The organism is Cellulomonas sp. CW35 (assembly GCF_052378485.1).
GTDB classification, from domain to species: domain Bacteria; phylum Actinomycetota; class Actinomycetes; order Actinomycetales; family Cellulomonadaceae; genus Cellulomonas; species Cellulomonas uda.
Genome location: NZ_CP199000.1, coordinates 295324 through 311829, shown reverse-complemented (window position 1 = coordinate 311829; position 16506 = coordinate 295324). Strand labels below are relative to the sequence as shown.

General features: G+C 73.8%; 23 protein-coding genes. 14 read left to right on the top strand and 9 right to left on the bottom strand.

Translation table 11 applies throughout. The annotated features are described in order from the left end of the window. Positions 1-44: 44 nt before the first annotated feature. On the bottom strand, positions 45-986 hold the full coding sequence (locus ACT17Q_RS01540; RefSeq protein ID WP_444664265.1) for a helix-turn-helix domain-containing protein: 942 nt from the start codon (positions 984-986) through the stop codon (positions 45-47). Positions 987-1097: 111 nt separating this feature from the next. Between ACT17Q_RS01540 and ACT17Q_RS01535 the strand changes: the two genes are divergently transcribed. From ACT17Q_RS01535 to ACT17Q_RS01520, 4 genes are all read left to right on the top strand, one after another. Beyond that, complete coding sequence (locus ACT17Q_RS01535) at positions 1098-1748, top strand: class I SAM-dependent methyltransferase (RefSeq protein WP_444664263.1); 651 nt, start codon at positions 1098-1100, stop codon at positions 1746-1748. A gap of 138 nt (positions 1749-1886) precedes the next feature. Continuing rightward, entirely contained in the window at positions 1887-2306 is a 420-nt protein-coding gene (locus tag ACT17Q_RS01530; RefSeq protein ID WP_268531229.1) for an SMI1/KNR4 family protein, read from the top strand. A gap of 128 nt (positions 2307-2434) precedes the next feature. After that, a complete protein-coding gene (locus ACT17Q_RS01525; RefSeq protein ID WP_444664261.1) occupies positions 2435-2812 on the top strand; it encodes a hypothetical protein in 378 nt (125 codons plus the stop codon). A 49-nt stretch (positions 2813-2861) separates the two neighbouring features. After that, positions 2862-3464: a hypothetical protein gene (locus ACT17Q_RS01520; RefSeq protein ID WP_444664259.1), complete on the top strand. Its 603-nt coding sequence runs from the start codon at positions 2862-2864 to the stop codon at positions 3462-3464. A 12-nt stretch (positions 3465-3476) separates the two neighbouring features. On the opposite strand, the gene ACT17Q_RS01515 is transcribed toward ACT17Q_RS01520, so the two are convergent. Beyond that, the gene (locus tag ACT17Q_RS01515; RefSeq protein WP_444664257.1) at positions 3477-4670 is read right to left on the bottom strand and encodes an NAD(P)/FAD-dependent oxidoreductase; all 1194 of its coding nucleotides are present in this window, start codon (positions 4668-4670) and stop codon (positions 3477-3479) included. Positions 4671-4805: 135 nt separating this feature from the next. Here ACT17Q_RS01515 and ACT17Q_RS01510 point away from each other — a divergent pair, with 135 nt between their 5' ends. Both ACT17Q_RS01510 and ACT17Q_RS01505 read left to right on the top strand, forming a co-directional pair. Beyond that, positions 4806-5384 carry a winged helix-turn-helix domain-containing protein gene (locus ACT17Q_RS01510; protein ID WP_268531232.1) on the top strand — a complete coding sequence of 193 codons (579 nt, stop codon included), beginning with the start codon at positions 4806-4808 and terminating at the stop codon, positions 5382-5384. Beyond that, entirely contained in the window at positions 5381-6187 is an 807-nt protein-coding gene (locus ACT17Q_RS01505; RefSeq protein WP_444664254.1) for an SRPBCC family protein, read from the top strand. Before ACT17Q_RS01510 ends, ACT17Q_RS01505 begins: the two co-directional genes overlap by 4 nt. A 116-nt stretch (positions 6188-6303) precedes the next feature. On the opposite strand, the gene ACT17Q_RS01500 is transcribed toward ACT17Q_RS01505, so the two are convergent. Continuing rightward, a complete protein-coding gene (locus ACT17Q_RS01500) occupies positions 6304-6564 on the bottom strand; it encodes a hypothetical protein (protein ID WP_444664252.1) in 261 nt (86 codons plus the stop codon). Positions 6565-6773: 209 nt separating this feature from the next. Here ACT17Q_RS01500 and ACT17Q_RS01495 point away from each other — a divergent pair, with 209 nt between their 5' ends. After that, complete coding sequence (locus tag ACT17Q_RS01495; RefSeq protein ID WP_444664250.1) at positions 6774-8483, top strand: glycoside hydrolase family 27 protein; 1710 nt, start codon at positions 6774-6776, stop codon at positions 8481-8483. A gap of 27 nt (positions 8484-8510) precedes the next feature. On the opposite strand, the gene ACT17Q_RS01490 is transcribed toward ACT17Q_RS01495, so the two are convergent. The 4 genes from ACT17Q_RS01490 to ACT17Q_RS01475 all read right to left on the bottom strand — a co-directional run bounded on the left by ACT17Q_RS01490 (position 8511) and on the right by ACT17Q_RS01475 (position 10112). Continuing rightward, on the bottom strand, positions 8511-8885 hold the full coding sequence (locus ACT17Q_RS01490; protein ID WP_444664248.1) for a rhodanese-like domain-containing protein: 375 nt from the start codon (positions 8883-8885) through the stop codon (positions 8511-8513). A gap of 29 nt (positions 8886-8914) precedes the next feature. Next, entirely contained in the window at positions 8915-9079 is a 165-nt protein-coding gene (locus tag ACT17Q_RS01485; RefSeq protein ID WP_094181201.1) for a hypothetical protein, read from the bottom strand. A gap of 32 nt (positions 9080-9111) precedes the next feature. Beyond that, on the bottom strand, positions 9112-9480 hold the full coding sequence (locus ACT17Q_RS01480) for a thioredoxin family protein (RefSeq protein WP_094181202.1): 369 nt from the start codon (positions 9478-9480) through the stop codon (positions 9112-9114). A 62-nt stretch (positions 9481-9542) separates the two neighbouring features. Beyond that, complete coding sequence (locus ACT17Q_RS01475) at positions 9543-10112, bottom strand: isochorismatase family protein (protein WP_268531238.1); 570 nt, start codon at positions 10110-10112, stop codon at positions 9543-9545. Positions 10113-10223: 111 nt separating this feature from the next. Between ACT17Q_RS01475 and ACT17Q_RS01470 the strand changes: the two genes are divergently transcribed. From ACT17Q_RS01470 to ACT17Q_RS01455, 4 genes are all read left to right on the top strand, one after another. Continuing rightward, positions 10224-10679, top strand: a complete 456-nt coding sequence (locus tag ACT17Q_RS01470) for a MarR family transcriptional regulator (RefSeq protein ID WP_268531239.1) — start codon at positions 10224-10226, stop codon at positions 10677-10679. Further along, the gene (locus tag ACT17Q_RS01465) at positions 10676-11134 is read left to right on the top strand and encodes a helix-turn-helix transcriptional regulator (RefSeq protein ID WP_444664245.1); all 459 of its coding nucleotides are present in this window, start codon (positions 10676-10678) and stop codon (positions 11132-11134) included. The genes ACT17Q_RS01470 and ACT17Q_RS01465 overlap by 4 nt, the downstream gene beginning before the upstream one ends. A 94-nt stretch (positions 11135-11228) precedes the next feature. After that, positions 11229-11600, top strand: a complete 372-nt coding sequence (locus ACT17Q_RS01460; RefSeq protein WP_444664243.1) for a VOC family protein — start codon at positions 11229-11231, stop codon at positions 11598-11600. A 111-nt stretch (positions 11601-11711) separates the two neighbouring features. After that, positions 11712-13100 (top strand): cellulose binding domain-containing protein, encoded by a 1389-nt coding sequence (locus ACT17Q_RS01455; RefSeq protein ID WP_444664241.1) that lies wholly within the window; start codon positions 11712-11714, stop codon positions 13098-13100. Between the two features lie 80 nt (positions 13101-13180). On the opposite strand, the gene ACT17Q_RS01450 is transcribed toward ACT17Q_RS01455, so the two are convergent. After that, positions 13181-13801: a GNAT family N-acetyltransferase gene (locus tag ACT17Q_RS01450; protein ID WP_094181208.1), complete on the bottom strand. Its 621-nt coding sequence runs from the start codon at positions 13799-13801 to the stop codon at positions 13181-13183. Between the two features lie 113 nt (positions 13802-13914). On the opposite strand from ACT17Q_RS01450, the gene ACT17Q_RS01445 reads away from it, so the two are divergent. Together ACT17Q_RS01445 and ACT17Q_RS01440 are read left to right on the top strand one after the other, a co-directional pair. Then, complete coding sequence (locus ACT17Q_RS01445; RefSeq protein ID WP_094181209.1) at positions 13915-14481, top strand: dihydrofolate reductase family protein; 567 nt, start codon at positions 13915-13917, stop codon at positions 14479-14481. Positions 14482-14545: 64 nt separating this feature from the next. After that, positions 14546-15118: a GNAT family N-acetyltransferase gene (locus tag ACT17Q_RS01440; protein WP_444664239.1), complete on the top strand. Its 573-nt coding sequence runs from the start codon at positions 14546-14548 to the stop codon at positions 15116-15118. A 35-nt stretch (positions 15119-15153) separates the two neighbouring features. Here the strand turns inward: ACT17Q_RS01440 and ACT17Q_RS01435 are convergent, their stop codons facing one another. Continuing rightward, positions 15154-15744 carry a maltose acetyltransferase domain-containing protein gene (locus tag ACT17Q_RS01435; RefSeq protein WP_444664237.1) on the bottom strand — a complete coding sequence of 197 codons (591 nt, stop codon included), beginning with the start codon at positions 15742-15744 and terminating at the stop codon, positions 15154-15156. A gap of 122 nt (positions 15745-15866) precedes the next feature. Here ACT17Q_RS01435 and ACT17Q_RS01430 point away from each other — a divergent pair, with 122 nt between their 5' ends. Beyond that, positions 15867-16460, top strand: coding sequence for a TetR/AcrR family transcriptional regulator (locus ACT17Q_RS01430; RefSeq protein ID WP_444664235.1), 594 nt, complete (start codon positions 15867-15869; stop codon positions 16458-16460). Positions 16461-16506: the final 46 nt, after the last annotated feature.

The following is a 16506-nucleotide window of genomic DNA, read 5'->3' as shown; positions in this document are numbered from 1 at the left end:
CCGGCGTGACCCGCCCGGTCCCCGCGCCGGGGGCAACGGTCTGATCACGTGCCTCGGCTCGCGCGCCGCCACGCGGCGGGGGACATCCCGTGCGACCGGCGGAACACGCGCGCGAAGTACGCGGGGTCCGGGTACCCGACGCGCGTCCCGACGAGCCCCACGAGCAGGTCGCCGTCCTCGAGCAGCCGGCGGGCCTCGGCCATGCGGTACTCGACGAGCCACTGCTGCACGGTCCGGCCCGTGCGCTGCCGGACGGCCGTCGTGACGTGCCCCGGGGTGAGACCGAGCTCGGCCGCGACGTCCCCGAGGGACAGGTGTTCGGCGAACCGCCGGGCGAGCACCTCGAACGTGGCGGCGAGCAGCGGGTCGTCCCACCCCTCGTGCGCGTCGTCGACGAGGCGCGCGACGTCGACGAGCAGGAGCGTCAGATGGGCGACCGCCGCTTCCGGTGACCCCACCGCGTCGCCCCGCGCCACCTCCGCCTCGAGGTCCGCCAGCCGCTGGGACCAGCGGCTCCGGTCGGCCTCCGGGACGCGCAGTCGACGCACCGTCCTCGTGCCCGGCCCGACGAACGGCAGGAGGAGCGGGTGCCGACGCCACGAGCGCAGCGCACCGGGGCTGCGTCCCTCGACCGCGTCGGGCGGGAAGAACACGGCCCGGACGACGCCGTCGAACGGCCGCGGTCCCACGGGTCCGACGACCTGCCCGGGCGGCACGACGAGCACGTCGCCAGCCGTCACGTCGTACTCCACGTCGCCCGCGCGCAGACGGCTGCCGCCCTGCTCGACGTACGCGAGGACGAGGAAGTCGTGCGCGTGGCGGTGCTCGACGGCCGACGGTCGCGCTCCCGACCCGGGGCCGCCGAACCACATCAGGCTGACCGGCGGCCGGCCCGGCTGCCCGACCCACGCGTACACAGGGACACCGTCCGGCCGGTGGCGGCGCAGGCGTGTGGACGCCGCGTCGAGGAGCGCGTCGTCGTCCATCGGAACATCGTCCTACTCCTCCCTGCCCGCGGTCCTGGTCGACGACGGACGACCCGTCCACGCTGGAGGAATCCACCCGCACCGGGGCGGACCGCCGAAGGGAGAACGTCCATGTCGACCCGAAGCACGGCCACGGAAGGCGAGCGCGAGCACCTGCCACCGATGGGCAAGGTGTGGCTCCTGCCGCTCTACGACCCCTTCTCCCGGCTCGTCGGAGCGGAGCGCCTGCACCGCCGGCTGCTCGGCGAGGCGTGCCTGCAGCCGGGTGACCGGGTGCTCGAGACCGGCTGCGGCACCGGCAACCTGCTGCTGCTCGCCCAACGGCTCGTGCCGGGGGTCGACACCACCGGCCTCGACCCGGACGGCGCGGCGCTCGCCCGCGCGGCACGCAAGGCCCGCCGCCGCGGGTTCGACGTGCGGCTCGACCACGGGTTCGCCGATGCGCTGCCCTACCCCGACCAGAGCGTCGACGTCGTGCTGTCCTCGCTGATGCTCCACCACCTGCCCGACGAGGCGAAGATCCCGGCGTTCCGCGAGGCACGGCGCGTGCTGCGTCCCGGCGGGCGGCTCCACGTCCTCGACTTCCTCGGCGAGAACCACACGCACGGGCTCGCCGTTCGTCGGACCCGACGCGACCCGCAGCCCGACGCGGACCTCGACGCGATCCCCGCGCTCGTGCGCGCCGCCGGGATCGAGGTCGCGAGCGTGACGCCCGTACAGACCCGGCTCGGTTCGTTCGTGCTCGTCGCCGCCCGCACGTGACGTGGCCGACGGCGTCGGACTCCCGCGGGAGTCCGACGCGCGCGCGACCGTCGCCGCCCACTTCCTCACGAGGCTCCTCGTCATCCACAGGGAGTAGCACCGCGCCCACGTGAGCCCTCCCTGGGGCACCATGCCGCCATGCAGATCGACCGGATTGCGGCCTGGGGCGAGGCGGAGTTCAGCGACCCCGCGACGCCGGACGAGATCGAGGCGGCGGAGGCGCAGCTCGGCCATCGACTGCCGGACGGGCTGCGCACCCTGCTCGCCGAGTCCAACGGCATCGTCGCGGAGACCGGCGAGGGCCTGCTCTGGGACGCGGCGCGCATCGGCCGCGAGAACGCGCTCTTCCGCACGCACAAGGTGTTCCCCGAGCTCTACATGCCGTTCGAGGGATTGGTCTTCTTCGGCGACCCGGGGAACGGAGACCAGTTCTTCATGAGCCTCAGCGGGCTCAAGCAGATCTTCCTCTGGGACCACGAGACCGACAGTCGCGTGTACGTCGCCTGGAGCGTGCTCGACTACCTCGAGAAGGCGATGCATGACCGCCTGGAGGTCTAGTCCGGTCCGGCGACGAGCCGAGCTGCTCGTCGCCCGGTGCCGTCGCTCCGCGGCGCGTCGGCACCGCCCTCATCACGGCGAAGGCGACCGCCGACGGCGAGACGCGCTCGACCACGTTCCCGGTCGTCGTGACCGCCGGTGCGCTCGACGCCTCGGGCAGCGCGTTCCCCGACACCCACAGCCCCGCGGCGGACTTCGCCGACCGCAGCGTGCCGCTCCACGCCGCCACGCACGGAGCGGTCCGCCTCTCCGCCCGACTGGTCCCGGCGCTCCCCGGCACGACGTACGGCTACCGGATCGCCCCGATGGACACCAACACGGCGGGGGCCACGGTCACCGCCGCAGGCGTCCTGACCGCGACCCGGCCGGGGCACGTGAGGGTCACGGCCACCGCGACCGCGGGCGGCGTGAGCATCTCGGAGTCGGCGCTGGTGACCGTCACACCGGCGAAGCGGCCCGGGGGCCCGGGACCCGGACCCGGACACCCGCACCAGACCGGCGACTAGGACACGGCTCGCCTTTGCCTGCGCGGCCCGTCGCTGAACAATGGGCGGTATGCCCGGCGACGACGCCACCGACTCGACGTACCAGGCCTCCGACGAGAGCCCGCCGCCCCGCCGTGACGCGGCCGCGCTCGCCGCCACCATGCGCAGCGAGTACGAGCTGCTGGTCAAGGTGGTGTCCGACTTCGACGGCCGCCTGCTCACGATCAAGGGCTGGTCCGTCACGCTCTCCCTCGCCGCTCTCGTCCTCGGGTTCCAGCACGACCACTACGCGCTGTTCGGCCTCGCGGCCGTGAGTGCGCTGGGGTTCTGGACCATCGACGCGCTCACCAAGGTCCACCAGGTGCGCTACTACTCGCGCATGCGCGACCTCGAGGTCGCGTCCTTCCACCTGAACCGCGTCGACCTGCCGACGGGGCTCACGGGCTTCTCCTCGCCGCGGATCGACGTCTCGTGGTCGTACAAGGGCGACGAGCCCGACTGGCGCGGGGACCCTCCGTGGCGGCTCGACCCGGCGACCGTGCGGCGGCTGGTCCGACGGTCGTGGCGCATGCCGCACGTGGTGCTGCCGCACGTCGTCGCCGTCGTCGTCGGCGCGGTCCTGTTCGTCCTCGCCGTCACGGGCGTCGGCCAGCTCGGGGACATGCAGCCCTGAGGGACGAGCGGGTCAGGACACCTTGCCCTTGAGCAGGCGGTGCCAGTAGACCGCCGGTTCGAGGTACCGGTCGAAGGCCAGCAGCGACCGCCGCGGGCGCACCAGGTCAGGGAACCGGAACGTCGGGTCGGGCGTGCCGTCGCGGTCGAACTCACCGAGCAGCAGCCGCCGCCGGTCGGTGGTCACCGGGGCGACCGTGTAGCCCCGGTACCGCCGCATCGGTGCGCCCGTGCGGCGTGCGGCGATGTTGTGCGCGACGACGGGCACCTGCTTGCGCAGCGCGCCGCCCGACGGCGGGGTCTGCACGTCGGCGGCGTCGCCGAGGCCCCAGACCGTGGGGTGCTCGACGTGCTGCAGCGTGTACGGGTCCACCGCGACGAAGCCGTCGCTCGCCGCCGTGGCGAGACCGGACCCGGCGATCCACGCGGGCGCGCGGTGCGGGGGCGCGAGGTAGAACGCGTCGTAGTGCACCTCGTCGGGCCCGTCCGGTCCCCAGACGCGGACCACGCGGCGCTGTGGGTCGACGCTCTCGACCCTGGTCCGCATCCGCACGTCGACGCCGAACCGCCGCGCGGCCGCGCGCAGCTCGCGGTCCGCCCGCTCCTGCCCGACGAGCGCGTCACCCTCGTGGACCAGCCGGATGTCGATCGCGTCGAGCACGCCCGTGCGGCGCCAGTGGTCGGCGAGCGTGAGCAGGGGCTTGAGCGCCACGGGGCTGCACGGCACGTGGCGGTCGCAGACCGCGAAGACCGCGGTCCCGCTCGTGAGCGACGAGAGCATTGTCCAGGTCTTGGCGGCGAGCTCGGGCAGGTAGCTGGTCGCCGCGGCCGGCGTCGCCATGGCCGCCTCGGCGCCCGGCACCGCGTCCCAGTCGACCTGCGACCCCGGGCACACCACGACGTCGGTGCCGTGGAGCACCTGGCCGCTCGCGAGCCGCACGTGCGACGCCTGCGGGTCGACGCCCGTGACCTCGTCGCGGTACCACCGCACGCCGACCGGGACGACGTCGCGCTCGGGTCGGCGCAGGTCGTCGAGCGTCGCCATGCCCGACGCGACGTAGGACAGCAGGGGGCGGTAGTGGTGCGTGTCGCGGGGGTCGACCACCGCGACGTCACGGCACCCGTCGCGCCGCAGCTTGGCCGCGAGCGAGATGCCGGCGTTGCCGCCGCCGATGACCAGCACGTCGTGATGCGTCGGACCGCCCATGGGCCGTGCCCCCTCACCGATCGACGCCCGGACCGGCCACGCTAGGCGACCCGCCCGCCGGACGCGCGGGGAGACGCCCGACCGTCCGCCGTCGAGGTATTGACAACAATGTTTGTCAAGGCGCACGGTGGAGTCATGCAGGACGTCGAGGTCATCGAGGACGCGCGCGCGGCGGCGACCGCGCTGGACCCCGTGCGTGCCCGGCTGCTGGGTGAGCTCCGGGTGCCGGCGTCGGCCGCGGGGCTGGCAGCCCGGGTGGGCATGGCCCGCCAGAAGGTCAACTACCACCTCCGCTCGCTCGAGGCCCACGGCCTCGTGGAGCTCGCCGACGAGCGCCGCCACGGCGGCATCACCGAACGCGTGCTGCAGGCCTCCGCGCAGGCGTACGTCGTCTCGCCGGCGGCCGTCAGCCCGTCCGCGGCCGACCCGGCCGCCACCGCCGACCACCTCTCGGCCACCTACCTGCTCGCGCTCGCCGGCCGCCTGGTCCGCGAGGTCGGGTCGCTCGCGCGGCGGGCCGGCTCGTCGGGCGGCCGGCTCCCGACGATGACGGTCGACACCACGATCGGCTTCCGCTCGGCCGCCGACCGTGCGGCGTTCGCCGAGGACCTCACCGCGGCCGTGCTCGACCTGGCCGCGCGCTACCACCACGACGACGGACGGCCGCACCGCCTCGTCGTCGCCGCCCACCCCGTCCCCGAGGAGGAGACATGAGCCCGAACCCCGACGTCCCGTACCGCCTGGAGTTCAGCGTCGAGGTGCCCGGCACGCCGGACCAGGTGTGGGACGCGATCGCCACCGCCACCGGCATGAGCGCCTGGTTCCTGCCCACCGACCTCGACGAGCACGAGGGCGGGTCGCTGCACTTCGCGATGGGTCCCGACATGGGCTCGGACGGCCGGGTCACCGGCTGGGACCCGCCGCGGCGCCTCGAGTACGAGGAGGACTGGGCCGCCCTCATGGGCAAGGACCCGGCCGAGCTGAGCCCGCTGACCTCGGAGTTCCTCGTCGAGGCACGCTCGGGCGGCACGTGCGTCGTGCGGGTCACCACCAGCGGGTTCGGGGTCGGGGCCGACTGGGAGCAGGAGTGGTGGGACACGCTGGGACCGGGTTGGCTCCCGTCGTTCGACACCCTGCGCGCCTACCTGCGGCACTTCGCGGGGCAGGCCGCCACGCGCATGGACGTCAGCGCGTCGTTCCCGGCCGACGAGGCGGCGCTGTGGACCGTGGTGCGCGACGAGCTGGGCCTGACCGGTGCGGGCGCCGTCGTGGCGGCGAACGGCGCCACGGGCAGCGTCGAGCACGTCGCCGAGCGGCATGCGGTCGTGCTGCTCGACGCGCCCGTCCCCGGCCTGCTGAGCGTCGGGGTGTGGCCGGGCGAGGACGGTGACGCGCTCGCGATCGTGCGGGCCTCGTGGTTCTCCGACGACGCGCCCGAGCACGGGCGTCGCGCCGAGCCCGCCTGGCAGGCGTGGCTCGACGCGCTGCCCGTCGGCTCAGCCCGGCTCGACCGGTAGCCACAGCTCGACCGTGGCGGTGCTGAAGTCGTCAGCGCGGTCGACGACCGCGACGACCTCCGGTCCGGGCCGCAGCCGCCACGGGTTGGAGGGGCCAAGGCATCCACCCTGTGCCCTTATGAACTTGCCGGCGGTCCCGAGGGCAGGGCGGCCGCGAGGCGGACGTCCATGGGTGCTGCTCCTTCGACGGTCAGGCGGAACCTGAGGCGGGGCTGGGTGCGGAAGGGTCCGCCGTCACGCCGGGCCTGACCGGGAGTCAGCCCGTGCACCGACTGGAACGCGCGCCCGAACGCCTCGGCCGACCCGTAGCCGTAGCGCACGGCGAGGGTCAGCAGGTCGTCGGCCCCGGCGACGAGGTCCGCCGCCGCCGCCGTCATCCGCCGGCGAGCTCCCGCGCGTGCGGCCGGGCGCCGCCCCGAGGTCCTGCCGTAACTGTTTCAGGCCGCGCCCAGCGGGTTGCGGACGGGGACGCCGCTGCGACGATGCGAGTGATGTGAGCGCTCTCATGCAGCTCCGACCGGGCGGAGCGCCTGCACCACGACCTCGCGGCAGCCGGCCGCGACCTCACCGCACGAGGGAGTGCCCCATGAGAACGTCTCGTCGTCGCCGCTGGTGCGCCGCGCTGGCCACGGCCGCCCTGACGGTGTCCGGCCTCGCGCTCGGCACGGGCGGCGCGCAGGCCGCCGCGCCACTGGCCCAGGCCGCGCCACTGGCCCAGGCCGCCGCACCCACGGTCGCGGAGCCCGCGCCGCTGCCGCCCCTCGGCTGGAACAGCTGGAACACGTTCTACTGCAACATCAACGAGCAGATGATCCGGCAGACCGCGGACGCGATGGTCAGCTCGGGCATGGCGGCCGCCGGGTACCAGTACGTCGTCGTCGACGACTGCTGGATGCAGGACACGCGCGACGCGAACGGCAACCTGCGGGCGCGCACCGACCGGTTCCCGTCGGGGATGAAGGCGCTCGGCGACTACATCCACGGCAAGGGGCTGAAGTTCGGGATCTACCACGCGCCCCGCGAGAAGACCTGCAACCAGTATTTCGCCAACCTGCCCGGCACGTCGTCGTACGGGCGCGAGCAGCAGGACGCGAACCTGTTCGCGTCCTGGGGCGTCGACTACGTCAAGCACGACTGGTGCGACCCGCGCGGCAACGTGAGCGAGCAGGCCACCGTCTTCAAGCGGTTCGGCGACGCGCTCAAGGCCACCGGCCGCCCGATCGTCTACTCGATCAACCCGAACAGCGCGCACTCCAACACCGCCCCGACCTACTCGGGCTGGGGCGCGTTCGCGGACATGTGGCGCACGTCGGAGGACCTGTCCGCCTCCTGGTCGACCGGCTGCTCGCCGTCCGCCGACTGCTTCGTCGGCATCACCGAGGCCCTCGACATCGTCGAACCCATGCGCGAGTGGACCAAGCCGGGCCAGTACAACGACCCCGACATGCTGATGGTCGGGGTGCGGGGCGCCCTCAGCCCGACCGAGAACCGCGCCCACATGAGCATGTGGGCGATGCTCGGCGCACCGCTCGTCGCGGGCAACGACCTGCGGAACATGAGCTCCGACGTCCGTGCGGTCCTCACCAACCGCGACGTCCTCGCGATCGACCAGGACCCGCTGGTCCGCCAGGCGGACCGGGTGCGCGACGACGGTGACGCCGAGGTGTGGGCGAAGCCGCTCGCGGACGGCTCGGTGGCCGTCGCGCTGCTCAACCGCGGCAACGGCAGCAGGCAGATCTCGACGACGCTCGGCCAGGTCGGGCTGGGCTCCGGCACCTACCAGTACCGCGAGGTCTGGACGGGGGCGACGGGCACGACGACGGGGCAGATCTCCGCGCAGGTCGCCCAGCACGGCGTCGCGCTGTTCCGCGTGAGCACCAGCGACGGCTCGACCCCGCCGCCTCCGCCGCCGCCGACCGGCACGGGCCTGGTCAGCGCCTCGTCGGGACGCTGCCTCGACGTGCCGAACAGCGCGACGACGAACGGCACGGGCCTGGTGATCTGGGACTGCCACTCGGCGGCCAACCAGACGTGGACCGCGGGCACCGACGGCACGCTGCGCTCGCTGGGCAAGTGCCTCGACGCGGCCCCGAGCGCCACCGCCGGCACGCGTGTGCAGCTGTGGGACTGCAACGGCGGCACCAACCAGCAGTGGACGCTCGAGGGCAACGGCACGATCCGCGGGGTCCGGTCCGGGCTGTGCCTCGACGTCGACCACAACCTCACGGCCAACAACACCGCGGTGCTGCTCTGGACGTGCACGGGCTCGGCCAACCAGGTCTGGTCGCGCCGGTAGGGGCGGGCAGGCTCGTCGGGCGAGGGGTCAGGAGATGACGTCGAGGCCGGTCGCCCGCGCGGCGTCGTCGAGACCACCGGCGTTCTGGACGTCGTCGAAGCCGAGGTCCTCCAGGCGGTCGACGGCGACGCCCGCGCGGTTCCCCGTGCGGCAGTACACGACGTAGCTGCCCTCGGGGTCGAGCGTGGCGACCTGGGCGGCGAAGCCGGGGCTCTGGACGTCGTAGTTCACGGCGTCCTCGAGGTGCCCGGCGTCGTACTCGGCGGCCGTGCGCACGTCGATCACGACCGTGTCCGCGTCCATCTCGATGCCCGCCGGCGTGCTCGTGCAGCCCGCCAGCGCGAGGGCGCCGGCCAGGACGACCGCGCCGGGGACCAGCGCGGTCCGTCGGTTCCTCGTCACTCGTCGCTCTCCTTCGTCAGGCCGGGGGGTCAGCGGCCGAAGAGGCGTGCGAGGAAGCCGCCCGACGAGGGCGCGTCGGGGTGCCCGGGGCACCACTGGGACGCGGGGACGGAACGCTTGACGTCGGCGACGTGCTGGCCGCAGCCCTTCCAGGTCGTCTTGCCGCAGGTCTTGCAGGTGGCGGGGTAGCACATGGGGTTCTCCTCGAGGTGGTGGGGGTGCGGGGTCAGACGGCGGCGCGCTCGGCGGCGAGCTGCTCGCGGACCGTGTCCATGTCGACGGCCTTGATCGCGTCGACGAGCTGGTCCAGGTCGTTCGCGCGCAGAGCCCCGGGCTCGGCGAACAGGATCACGCCGTCGCGGAACGCCATGAGCGTCGGGATGGACGTGATGGAGAAGCCTGCGGCGAGCTGGGGCTGCGCCTCGGTGTCGACCTTGCCGAACACGACGTCCGGGTACCGCTCGGACGCGGCCTCGAAGATCGGGCCGAACGACCGGCACGGTCCGCACCACTGCGCCCAGAAGTCCAGGAGGACGATCCCGTTCCCGGCGACGGTCTCCTGGAGGTTCTCGAGGGTGATCTCTCGCGTTGCCATGTCCCGACCATATACCCCCGGGGGTATCACTGTCACGTCGAGGCAGGCACGACGAGCGCGCGTCAGCCCAGCAGGCCGGCGAGCGTCGCCGCCGTGTCCAGCCGCGCGATGCGCGGGAGGATCACCTCCAGGCTGTTCACGTGCGCGGCGGCGACGAGGTCCGTGACGGCGTCGTGCGCGACGACCACCTCGTAGCCGAGCTCGCGCGCGGTCCGCGCGGTGGACTCCACGCCGATGCTCGTCGCGATCCCGGCGACGACCACCGAGCGCACGCCCCGGCGGCGCAGCCGCGAGTCGAGCTCGGTGCCCGTGAACGCGTCCCACCCGCGCTTGGCGACGTGCAGGTCGGACGGCGAGACCGGGACGCGGGGGTCGAGGTCGGAGAAGTCGGCGGGCTGCGCGACAGCGGGACCGGGCGAGTCGGTGCGGCCGCGCAGCAGGTCGCCGCCGTCCGGCGAGAACTCGGTGCGCACGCGGACGACCGGGCGCCCGGCCCGGTGCGCGGCACCGGCGAGCAGGGCGCCGCGGGCGACGACGACCGCCGGGTCGTGGACCGTCGGGAGCGCGGTGATGCCCTTCTGGAGGTCGACGAGGACGAGGGCGGTGGCGGGGTCGAGTGCGTCGACGGGCATGGGGTGGCTCCTGACTCGGGACGAGAAAGACAGCAAGACTGTCTATCGCCGTGGCGCTCGATGTCAAGCAAGACTGCACAGTTCTGCTGTTCGTCTGGGTACGCTGCGAGCATGGACGACGCATTGCTGGCCGCCGAGCTCCGCCTGCAGCTGGGCCGGCTCGTGAGACGAGGACGCGCCGAGGACCCCCGCCCCCAGGCCCTGACCGCGGTCCTCGGGCTGCTCGCACGTGAGGGTGCGCTGACCACCAGCGAGCTCGCCGGCGCCCAGCGCGTCCGCCCCCAGTCGATGGCGCGCACGGTCCGCGCGCTCGAGGACGAGGGCCTCGTCGAGCGCTCCACGGACCCGACGGACGGCCGCAAGTCGCCGCTGGTGCTCACCGCGCACGGCCGCGCCGCGCTCGAGCAGGAGCGGCGGCGCCGGACGGACTGGCTCACGCTCGCGCTGGCCGAGGCGCTCGACCCCCGGGAGAAGCAGACGATCGAGGCCGCCGTCCCGCTGCTCGCCCGCATCGTCGCCTGGGACGAGCACCGTGCGGACGGACGCGACGAGGCATCCGCCCCGTGAACCGGACGGATCGCCTCTACGCGCTCGTGGACGAGCTGCGCGCCGTCTCGCCCCGACGCCGGAGCGCGCGCTGGCTCGCCGCGCGCTTCGAGGTCTCGGTGCGGACCGTCGAGCGGGACCTGTCCGCACTCCAGCAGGCGGGCGTGCCGATCTGGGCCGAGCCGGGACGCACGGGCGGGTACGCGATCGACGCGTCCGCGACGCTCGGACCGATGGCCTTCACGCGCGACGAGGCGCTAGCGGTGCTCGTCGGGCTCGGCACGCTGCGTCGAGGACCGTTCCGGGAGTCGGCGGGGACGGCCCTCACCAAGTTCCTCGCGGTGCTGCCCCGCGAGGACGCCCGCCGGGCCGCCGCGCTCGCGGGCAGGGTCCGCCCCACCCCGCGTGCGCTGCGGCCGCAGGACCTCCGGATCCCGACCGGGGTGCTGCGGCCCGTCGTCGACCACCCCTCCTGACACGTCGGGCACACCCGCGCACAAACACCGACAGGACGCTGTCGCGGACCGGCGGGACGCTGGGACGACCGATCCCCGACCTGGAGGTTCTCCCGTGCCGTTCGCATCGATCCGTCTCGTCACCGACGACGTCGACCGCCTGGTGGCGTTCTACGAGCGCCTCACCGGGCAGGTCGCGGCCCGTCCCGCCCCGGTCTTCGCCCAGCTCGGCGGCCCGGGCGCGGCCCTCGCCATCGCGAGCACGCAGACCGTGGCGATGCTCGGCGGCGCGGTGGAACCCGGGGCCAACCGCTCGGTGATCGTCGAGTTCGAGGTCGCCGACGTCGACGCCGAGCTCGCCCGGCTCCAGCCCGACCCGCAGGACGTCGTCCTGCCGCCGTCGACCATGCCGTGGGGCAACCGGTCCGCCCTGCTCCGGGACCCGGACGGGAATGTCGTGAACCTCTTCAGCCGTCCGCCTGCCTGACCGGCCGCGCGTAATCGATTTGCGCCCCGGGCCGGTGGGACGACCCCGCCGCCCGGGGCCCGCGCGGAGGTGAAGACTCGGGCCGATCGCTGACCACCAGAGGAGCTCGTCATGTCGTCGCCCGGGAAGATCCGTTCGTGGAGCCGACTGCTCGCCGTGCTGCTGGCGGGTGGCGCGCTCGTCGGGGTGCAGGCCCAGGCGCACGCCGTGCCGCCCGGCGGCGAGACCGGCCCGGTGACCGGCAACGCGACGTGGTTCGACAACCTCGGCGCGCCGTACGGGGGCTGCGGGCTGCCGCAGGACCAGCTCGAGACGCAGAGCTGGATCGCGCTCAACGTGTTCAACACCCCCGGCGACTACGCGATGTACCCGCGCCCGATGGCCGCGGACGACCCGAAGCTCGGCCTGTTCGACAACGGCCGCAACTGCGGCCGCTGGGTGCGCGTCTCGATCGACGACTACTGCACCGGGATCAACGACGGCGCCGCCGGGCAGGCGTTCTGCCGCAACGGCTCGTGGGTCGCGGACAAGTACAACGGCGCGACGCTCGACATGCTCGTCGCGGACTCCTGCGGCGACCCCAACGCGTGGTGCCGCGACGACCCGTACCACCTGGACCTCGCGCACGCGGCGATCAACACGTTCGTCAAGAACGGCGCACCGGTCGGTGACCTGGAGCCTGCGCACTGGGGCAACCGGCACGTGACCTGGCAGTTCATCGAGGCGCCGAACTACTCCGGCGACATCGAGATCGGGTTCATCCAGGGCTCGGAGAAGTGGTGGGCCGGGGTGTCGATCAACCACCTGCCCAACGGCATCCACGGCGTGGAGAACTTCACCGGCGGCGCCTGGGTGAGCGCGGCGATGAACGTCGACATGGGCCAGTCGTTCCTGGTGAAGCCGACGACGACCGGCGGCACCGACTACCGGATCCGCGTCAAGGACGTCGACGACCAGTACCTGTTCGGTGGCCGCGAGTACTCCTTCTCCCTGCCGACGAGCTGCGGCGGCAAGTGCTCCGCGCCGCGGACGGTCGTCCCGTACACGACGAAGGGCGGGGACGACTCGACCCCCACCCCGACGCCCACGCCGACGACGACGCCGACCCCCGACCCGACGGTCACGCCGACCCCGACGCCGACCCCCACTCCCACTCCCACTGCGACGCCGACCCCGACGCCGACGCCGACCCCGACGCCCACCCCGACCAGTGGCCCGGCCACCTGCACCGCGACGTTCCGCGCCGTGAGCACCTGGCCCGGCGGGTACCAAGGCGAGGTCACGGTGACGGCCGGCGCCTCGGCGATCTCGTCCTGGACTGTCACGCTCTCCGGCGCGTCCGTGAGCAGCCTCTGGAACGGGACCGTGACGACGTCCGGCTCGACGACGACCGTCGCCAACGCGCCGTACAACGGCACCGTGGTCGCCAGCGGGACGACGAGCTTCGGATTCGTCGGCTCCGGCTCCCCCGGCACCCCGCAGCTGACCTGCGCGGCCTGACGTCCCCGACGCCGACGCCCAGCGTCGACAAGCCTGCCCCGGCGGGTCCGACACCCCAGCGTGGGTGACGGGCCCGCCGGTCAGTCGTCGGTGCGCAGCCGCGCGTGCAGGTGCATGTCGTGATGCCCGTCCGCGTGCAGGGCGTGAGCTCGTCGCACACCCTCGGGGCGGCAGCCGAGCAGGTGCGCGACGCGGCAGGACGCGGGGTTCGCGGTGGAGTGCTCGACCTCAACGCGGTGCAGCCCGACGTCCTCGAACGCCCAGCGCAGCACCTCCGTGCCCGCACGGACGGCGACGCGCCGCCCCCGCGACTCCGGGACGACCCAGTACGCCAGCGCGCCGTACCCCTCGTGCAGGTCCAGGTGCGTGAGCGCGACGCGGCCGACGAGCCGGTCAGGGCCGAGCGTCGTCGCCGCACCAGGGCCGTCGGTGTCGCCGGGCGTGACGACGACGGCCCACTCCGCGGCGCGCTCCTCCTGCCACGCGGCACGCTTGCCGGCGATCCACGCACGGGCCTCGTCGTGGTCGGCCATCGTGCGTGCGTGCCAGCGGCGGATCGCGCTGTCGTCGTAGGCGGCACACACCGCAGCGGCGTCGTGCGCGCGCCACGGGCGCAGGACGAGGCCGTCGGCGGCGAGCGTGGGCTGGGTGCGGTCACGGAACCAGCCGGCGGGGACGACGGGCACAGAGGTGAGCGGCACGGCACCAGCCTGCCCGGCCCGACCGCGCGGGACCAGACCTCGTCGTCCTCACGCTCTTGCTGGTGCGGCCGGGACACCTGCAGGCTGGAGACCTCGTCGAGCCGGAGGCACTCATGGGCAAGCTGATCTACGCGGCCAACACCTCGCTCGACGGCTACCTGGAGGACGAGCACGGCGCGTTCGACTTCTCGATGCCCGACGAGGAGGTCCACGCGTTCTGGAACGAGCACGAGCGGCAGATCGGCACGTCGCTCTACGGCCGCCGCATGTACGAGACGATGCGCGTCTGGGAGGACGACGACTGGCTCGCCGACGAGCCGGCGGTCGTCCGTGAGTACGCGGGGATCTGGCGCGACACCGACAAGATCGTCTACTCCAGCAGCCTCGACGCGGTCTCGACGGCGCGCACGCGCATCGAGCGGCGGTTCGACCCGGACGCGGTCCGGGAGCTCAAGGCGGCCTCACCCGGGGACCTGAGCATCGGCGGCGCGATCCTGGCGGCCGAGGCGTTCCGGCACGGGCTCGTCGACGAGTGCGTGCTGCTCCTGTGCCCGGTGACGGTCGGCGGCGGCAAGCCGGCGCTGCCGCGCGGGGTCCGCCTGGAGCTGGAGCTGCTCGACGAACGCCGCTTCGCCGGCGGCGTGGTCGCCGTGCACCACGCGGTCCGCGGCGTCGCGTGACGGACGCCTGAGCCGCGGACGAAGGTCCGCGGCGGACGGGACCGCCGCGCGGGACGCTGCGGGGATGACAGCCGTGGGCCCCGCGCGCCCCCCGTCCCGCGTCAGCACCGACCGCCTCGTCCTGCGCCGGTTCACGCGCGACGACGGCGCGGGCCTGCACGCGTACCTGTCCCGGCCCGAGGCGGTGCGGTTCGAGCCCTACGACGTGCAGACGCGTGCGCAGTGCGACGAGCTCGCCACCGCCCGCGCGCAGGACCCGTCGTTCTGGGCGGTGTGCCGGGGCAGCGACGGCGCACTCGTCGGCAACCTCTACCTGCACCACGACGAGCCGCGCGGCTGGCACGGCTACAGCCTCGGGTACGTGTTCCACCCCGACGAGTGGCACCAGGGCTACGCCACCGAGGCGTGCCGCGCGTTGCTGGACGTCTGCTTCCGGCAGTGGGGCGCGCACCGGGTGTCCGCGCGGTGCGATCCCCGCAACGAGGCGTCCTGGCGGCTGCTCGAACGCCTCGGCCTGCGCCGCGAGGGCCACGTCCGGCAGGCGGCGTCGTTCCGCACCGACGACGCCGGCCGACCGGTGTGGCACGACGCCTACCTGTACGCGGTCCTCGACACCGAGTGGGACCCGGAGGGCTGAGGCCCCCGCGACCGGTCGCCTGGTGGCGCGTCCGGCTAGAGCCCCCGGACCACGCGCGCGGGGTTGCCGGCGACGACGACGTCGGGCGGGACGTCCTTGGTGACGACCGACCCGGCGCCGACGACCGAGCGCGCACCGATGGTCACGCCCGGGCAGACGACGACGCTGCCACCCAGCCAGGCACCGTCCTCGATCGTGACGGGCGAGACCCGCTCCCAGCCCTGCGGGCGCAGCTCCGGGTCGAGCACGTGCGTCGGGGTGTACAGGCGAACGCTCGGGCCGATCAGCACGTCGGCACCGATGCGGATCTCGCCACCGCCGAGCGTGAGGAAGTCGGCGTTGATGAACGTCCGGTTGCCGACGTGCAGGCGGTGCCCGTAGTCCAGGTAGAACGGCGGGCGGAAGTCGACTCCCTCGCCGACGGTGCCGAGCAGCTCGCGGAACAGCGCGTGCGCGGCGGCGCGGTCCTCGTCGTACAGCGCCGTGATCCGACGGCAGGTGCGCTGCGTCGTCGTCGTCAGGTCGGCCAGCTCGGGCCCGTGGCGGTAGCGGTACCAGTCGCCCGCCACCATCTTGTCGTACTCGGTGCGGGCGTCCTCGAGGGCCGCCGCGACGTCCAGGTCCATGCACGCTCCCGCTCGCTCGTCGTCCCGGCCAGTCTCCCAGCCCACGCTCGTCTCCCCGCGTGACCTTCGGTTCCGCGGCCCAGTAGTTGACCGATCTGTCAACTCGCCTCTAGCGTGGCGGCATGGCGAGGGACACCCGGGAGCGGCTGCTCACGACCGCGCGCGACCTCGTGCACGCGTCGACGTACGCCGACGTCGGCGTCGACGACGTGTGCCGGGCGGCCCGGGTCAACAAGGGCAGCCTGTACCACTTCTTCCCGTCGAAGCAGGCGCTCGGCCTCGCGGTCCTCGACCGCAACTGGGAGCTCATGTGCGCGCTGCTCGACCAGACGCTGGGGGTGCAGGGCCCACCGCTCGACCGCCTGGACGCGTTCCTCGCCGGCTACGCGTCGATGATGCGCACCATGCGCGAGCACCTGGGCGTGGTGCCCGGCTGCCCGCTGGGCAACCTCGCGGCCGAGCTCTCGGCCCACGAGCCGGTGATGCGCGCGCGCATCACCGAGGTGCTCGCGGCGTGGAGCGACCGCATCGCCGACGTCGTCCGTGAGGCGCAGGCCCGGGGCGACGTCGAGCCGACCCTCGACGCGACGTCGGCCGCGCGCGCCGTCGTGGCCTGCATCCAGGGCTACAGCGTCCTGGCGAAGGCCGAGGACGACCCGGAGGCGCTCGACCCGCTGCGCCCCCTCGTCCGGACCCTCCTGCTTCTCCCTCGCTGACCCGCCCTCGCTCACCCCCTCGCTGACCCTCCCTCGCTGACCCTCC

Excerpts from the sequence above, each read along its gene's own strand:
- ACT17Q_RS01540 (WP_444664265.1), bottom strand. The coding sequence starts at position 986 with ATGGACGACGACGCGCTCCTCGACGCGGCGTCCACACGCCTGCGCCGC.
- ACT17Q_RS01535 (WP_444664263.1), top strand. The coding sequence starts at position 1,098 with ATGTCGACCCGAAGCACGGCCACGGAAGGCGAGCGCGAGCACCTGCCA.
- ACT17Q_RS01530 (WP_268531229.1), top strand. The coding sequence starts at position 1,887 with ATGCAGATCGACCGGATTGCGGCCTGGGGCGAGGCGGAGTTCAGCGAC.
- ACT17Q_RS01520 (WP_444664259.1), top strand. The coding sequence starts at position 2,862 with ATGCCCGGCGACGACGCCACCGACTCGACGTACCAGGCCTCCGACGAG.
- ACT17Q_RS01515 (WP_444664257.1), bottom strand. The coding sequence starts at position 4,670 with ATGGGCGGTCCGACGCATCACGACGTGCTGGTCATCGGCGGCGGCAAC.
- ACT17Q_RS01510 (WP_268531232.1), top strand. The coding sequence starts at position 4,806 with ATGCAGGACGTCGAGGTCATCGAGGACGCGCGCGCGGCGGCGACCGCG.
- ACT17Q_RS01505 (WP_444664254.1), top strand. The coding sequence starts at position 5,381 with ATGAGCCCGAACCCCGACGTCCCGTACCGCCTGGAGTTCAGCGTCGAG.
- ACT17Q_RS01500 (WP_444664252.1), bottom strand. The coding sequence starts at position 6,564 with ATGACGGCGGCGGCGGCGGACCTCGTCGCCGGGGCCGACGACCTGCTG.
- ACT17Q_RS01495 (WP_444664250.1), top strand. The coding sequence starts at position 6,774 with ATGAGAACGTCTCGTCGTCGCCGCTGGTGCGCCGCGCTGGCCACGGCC.
- ACT17Q_RS01485 (WP_094181201.1), bottom strand. The coding sequence starts at position 9,079 with ATGTGCTACCCCGCCACCTGCAAGACCTGCGGCAAGACGACCTGGAAG.
- ACT17Q_RS01480 (WP_094181202.1), bottom strand. The coding sequence starts at position 9,480 with ATGGCAACGCGAGAGATCACCCTCGAGAACCTCCAGGAGACCGTCGCC.
- ACT17Q_RS01475 (WP_268531238.1), bottom strand. The coding sequence starts at position 10,112 with ATGCCCGTCGACGCACTCGACCCCGCCACCGCCCTCGTCCTCGTCGAC.
- ACT17Q_RS01470 (WP_268531239.1), top strand. The coding sequence starts at position 10,224 with ATGGACGACGCATTGCTGGCCGCCGAGCTCCGCCTGCAGCTGGGCCGG.
- ACT17Q_RS01455 (WP_444664241.1), top strand. The coding sequence starts at position 11,712 with ATGTCGTCGCCCGGGAAGATCCGTTCGTGGAGCCGACTGCTCGCCGTG.
- ACT17Q_RS01445 (WP_094181209.1), top strand. The coding sequence starts at position 13,915 with ATGGGCAAGCTGATCTACGCGGCCAACACCTCGCTCGACGGCTACCTG.
- ACT17Q_RS01440 (WP_444664239.1), top strand. The coding sequence starts at position 14,546 with ATGACAGCCGTGGGCCCCGCGCGCCCCCCGTCCCGCGTCAGCACCGAC.
- ACT17Q_RS01435 (WP_444664237.1), bottom strand. The coding sequence starts at position 15,744 with ATGGACCTGGACGTCGCGGCGGCCCTCGAGGACGCCCGCACCGAGTAC.
- ACT17Q_RS01430 (WP_444664235.1), top strand. The coding sequence starts at position 15,867 with ATGGCGAGGGACACCCGGGAGCGGCTGCTCACGACCGCGCGCGACCTC.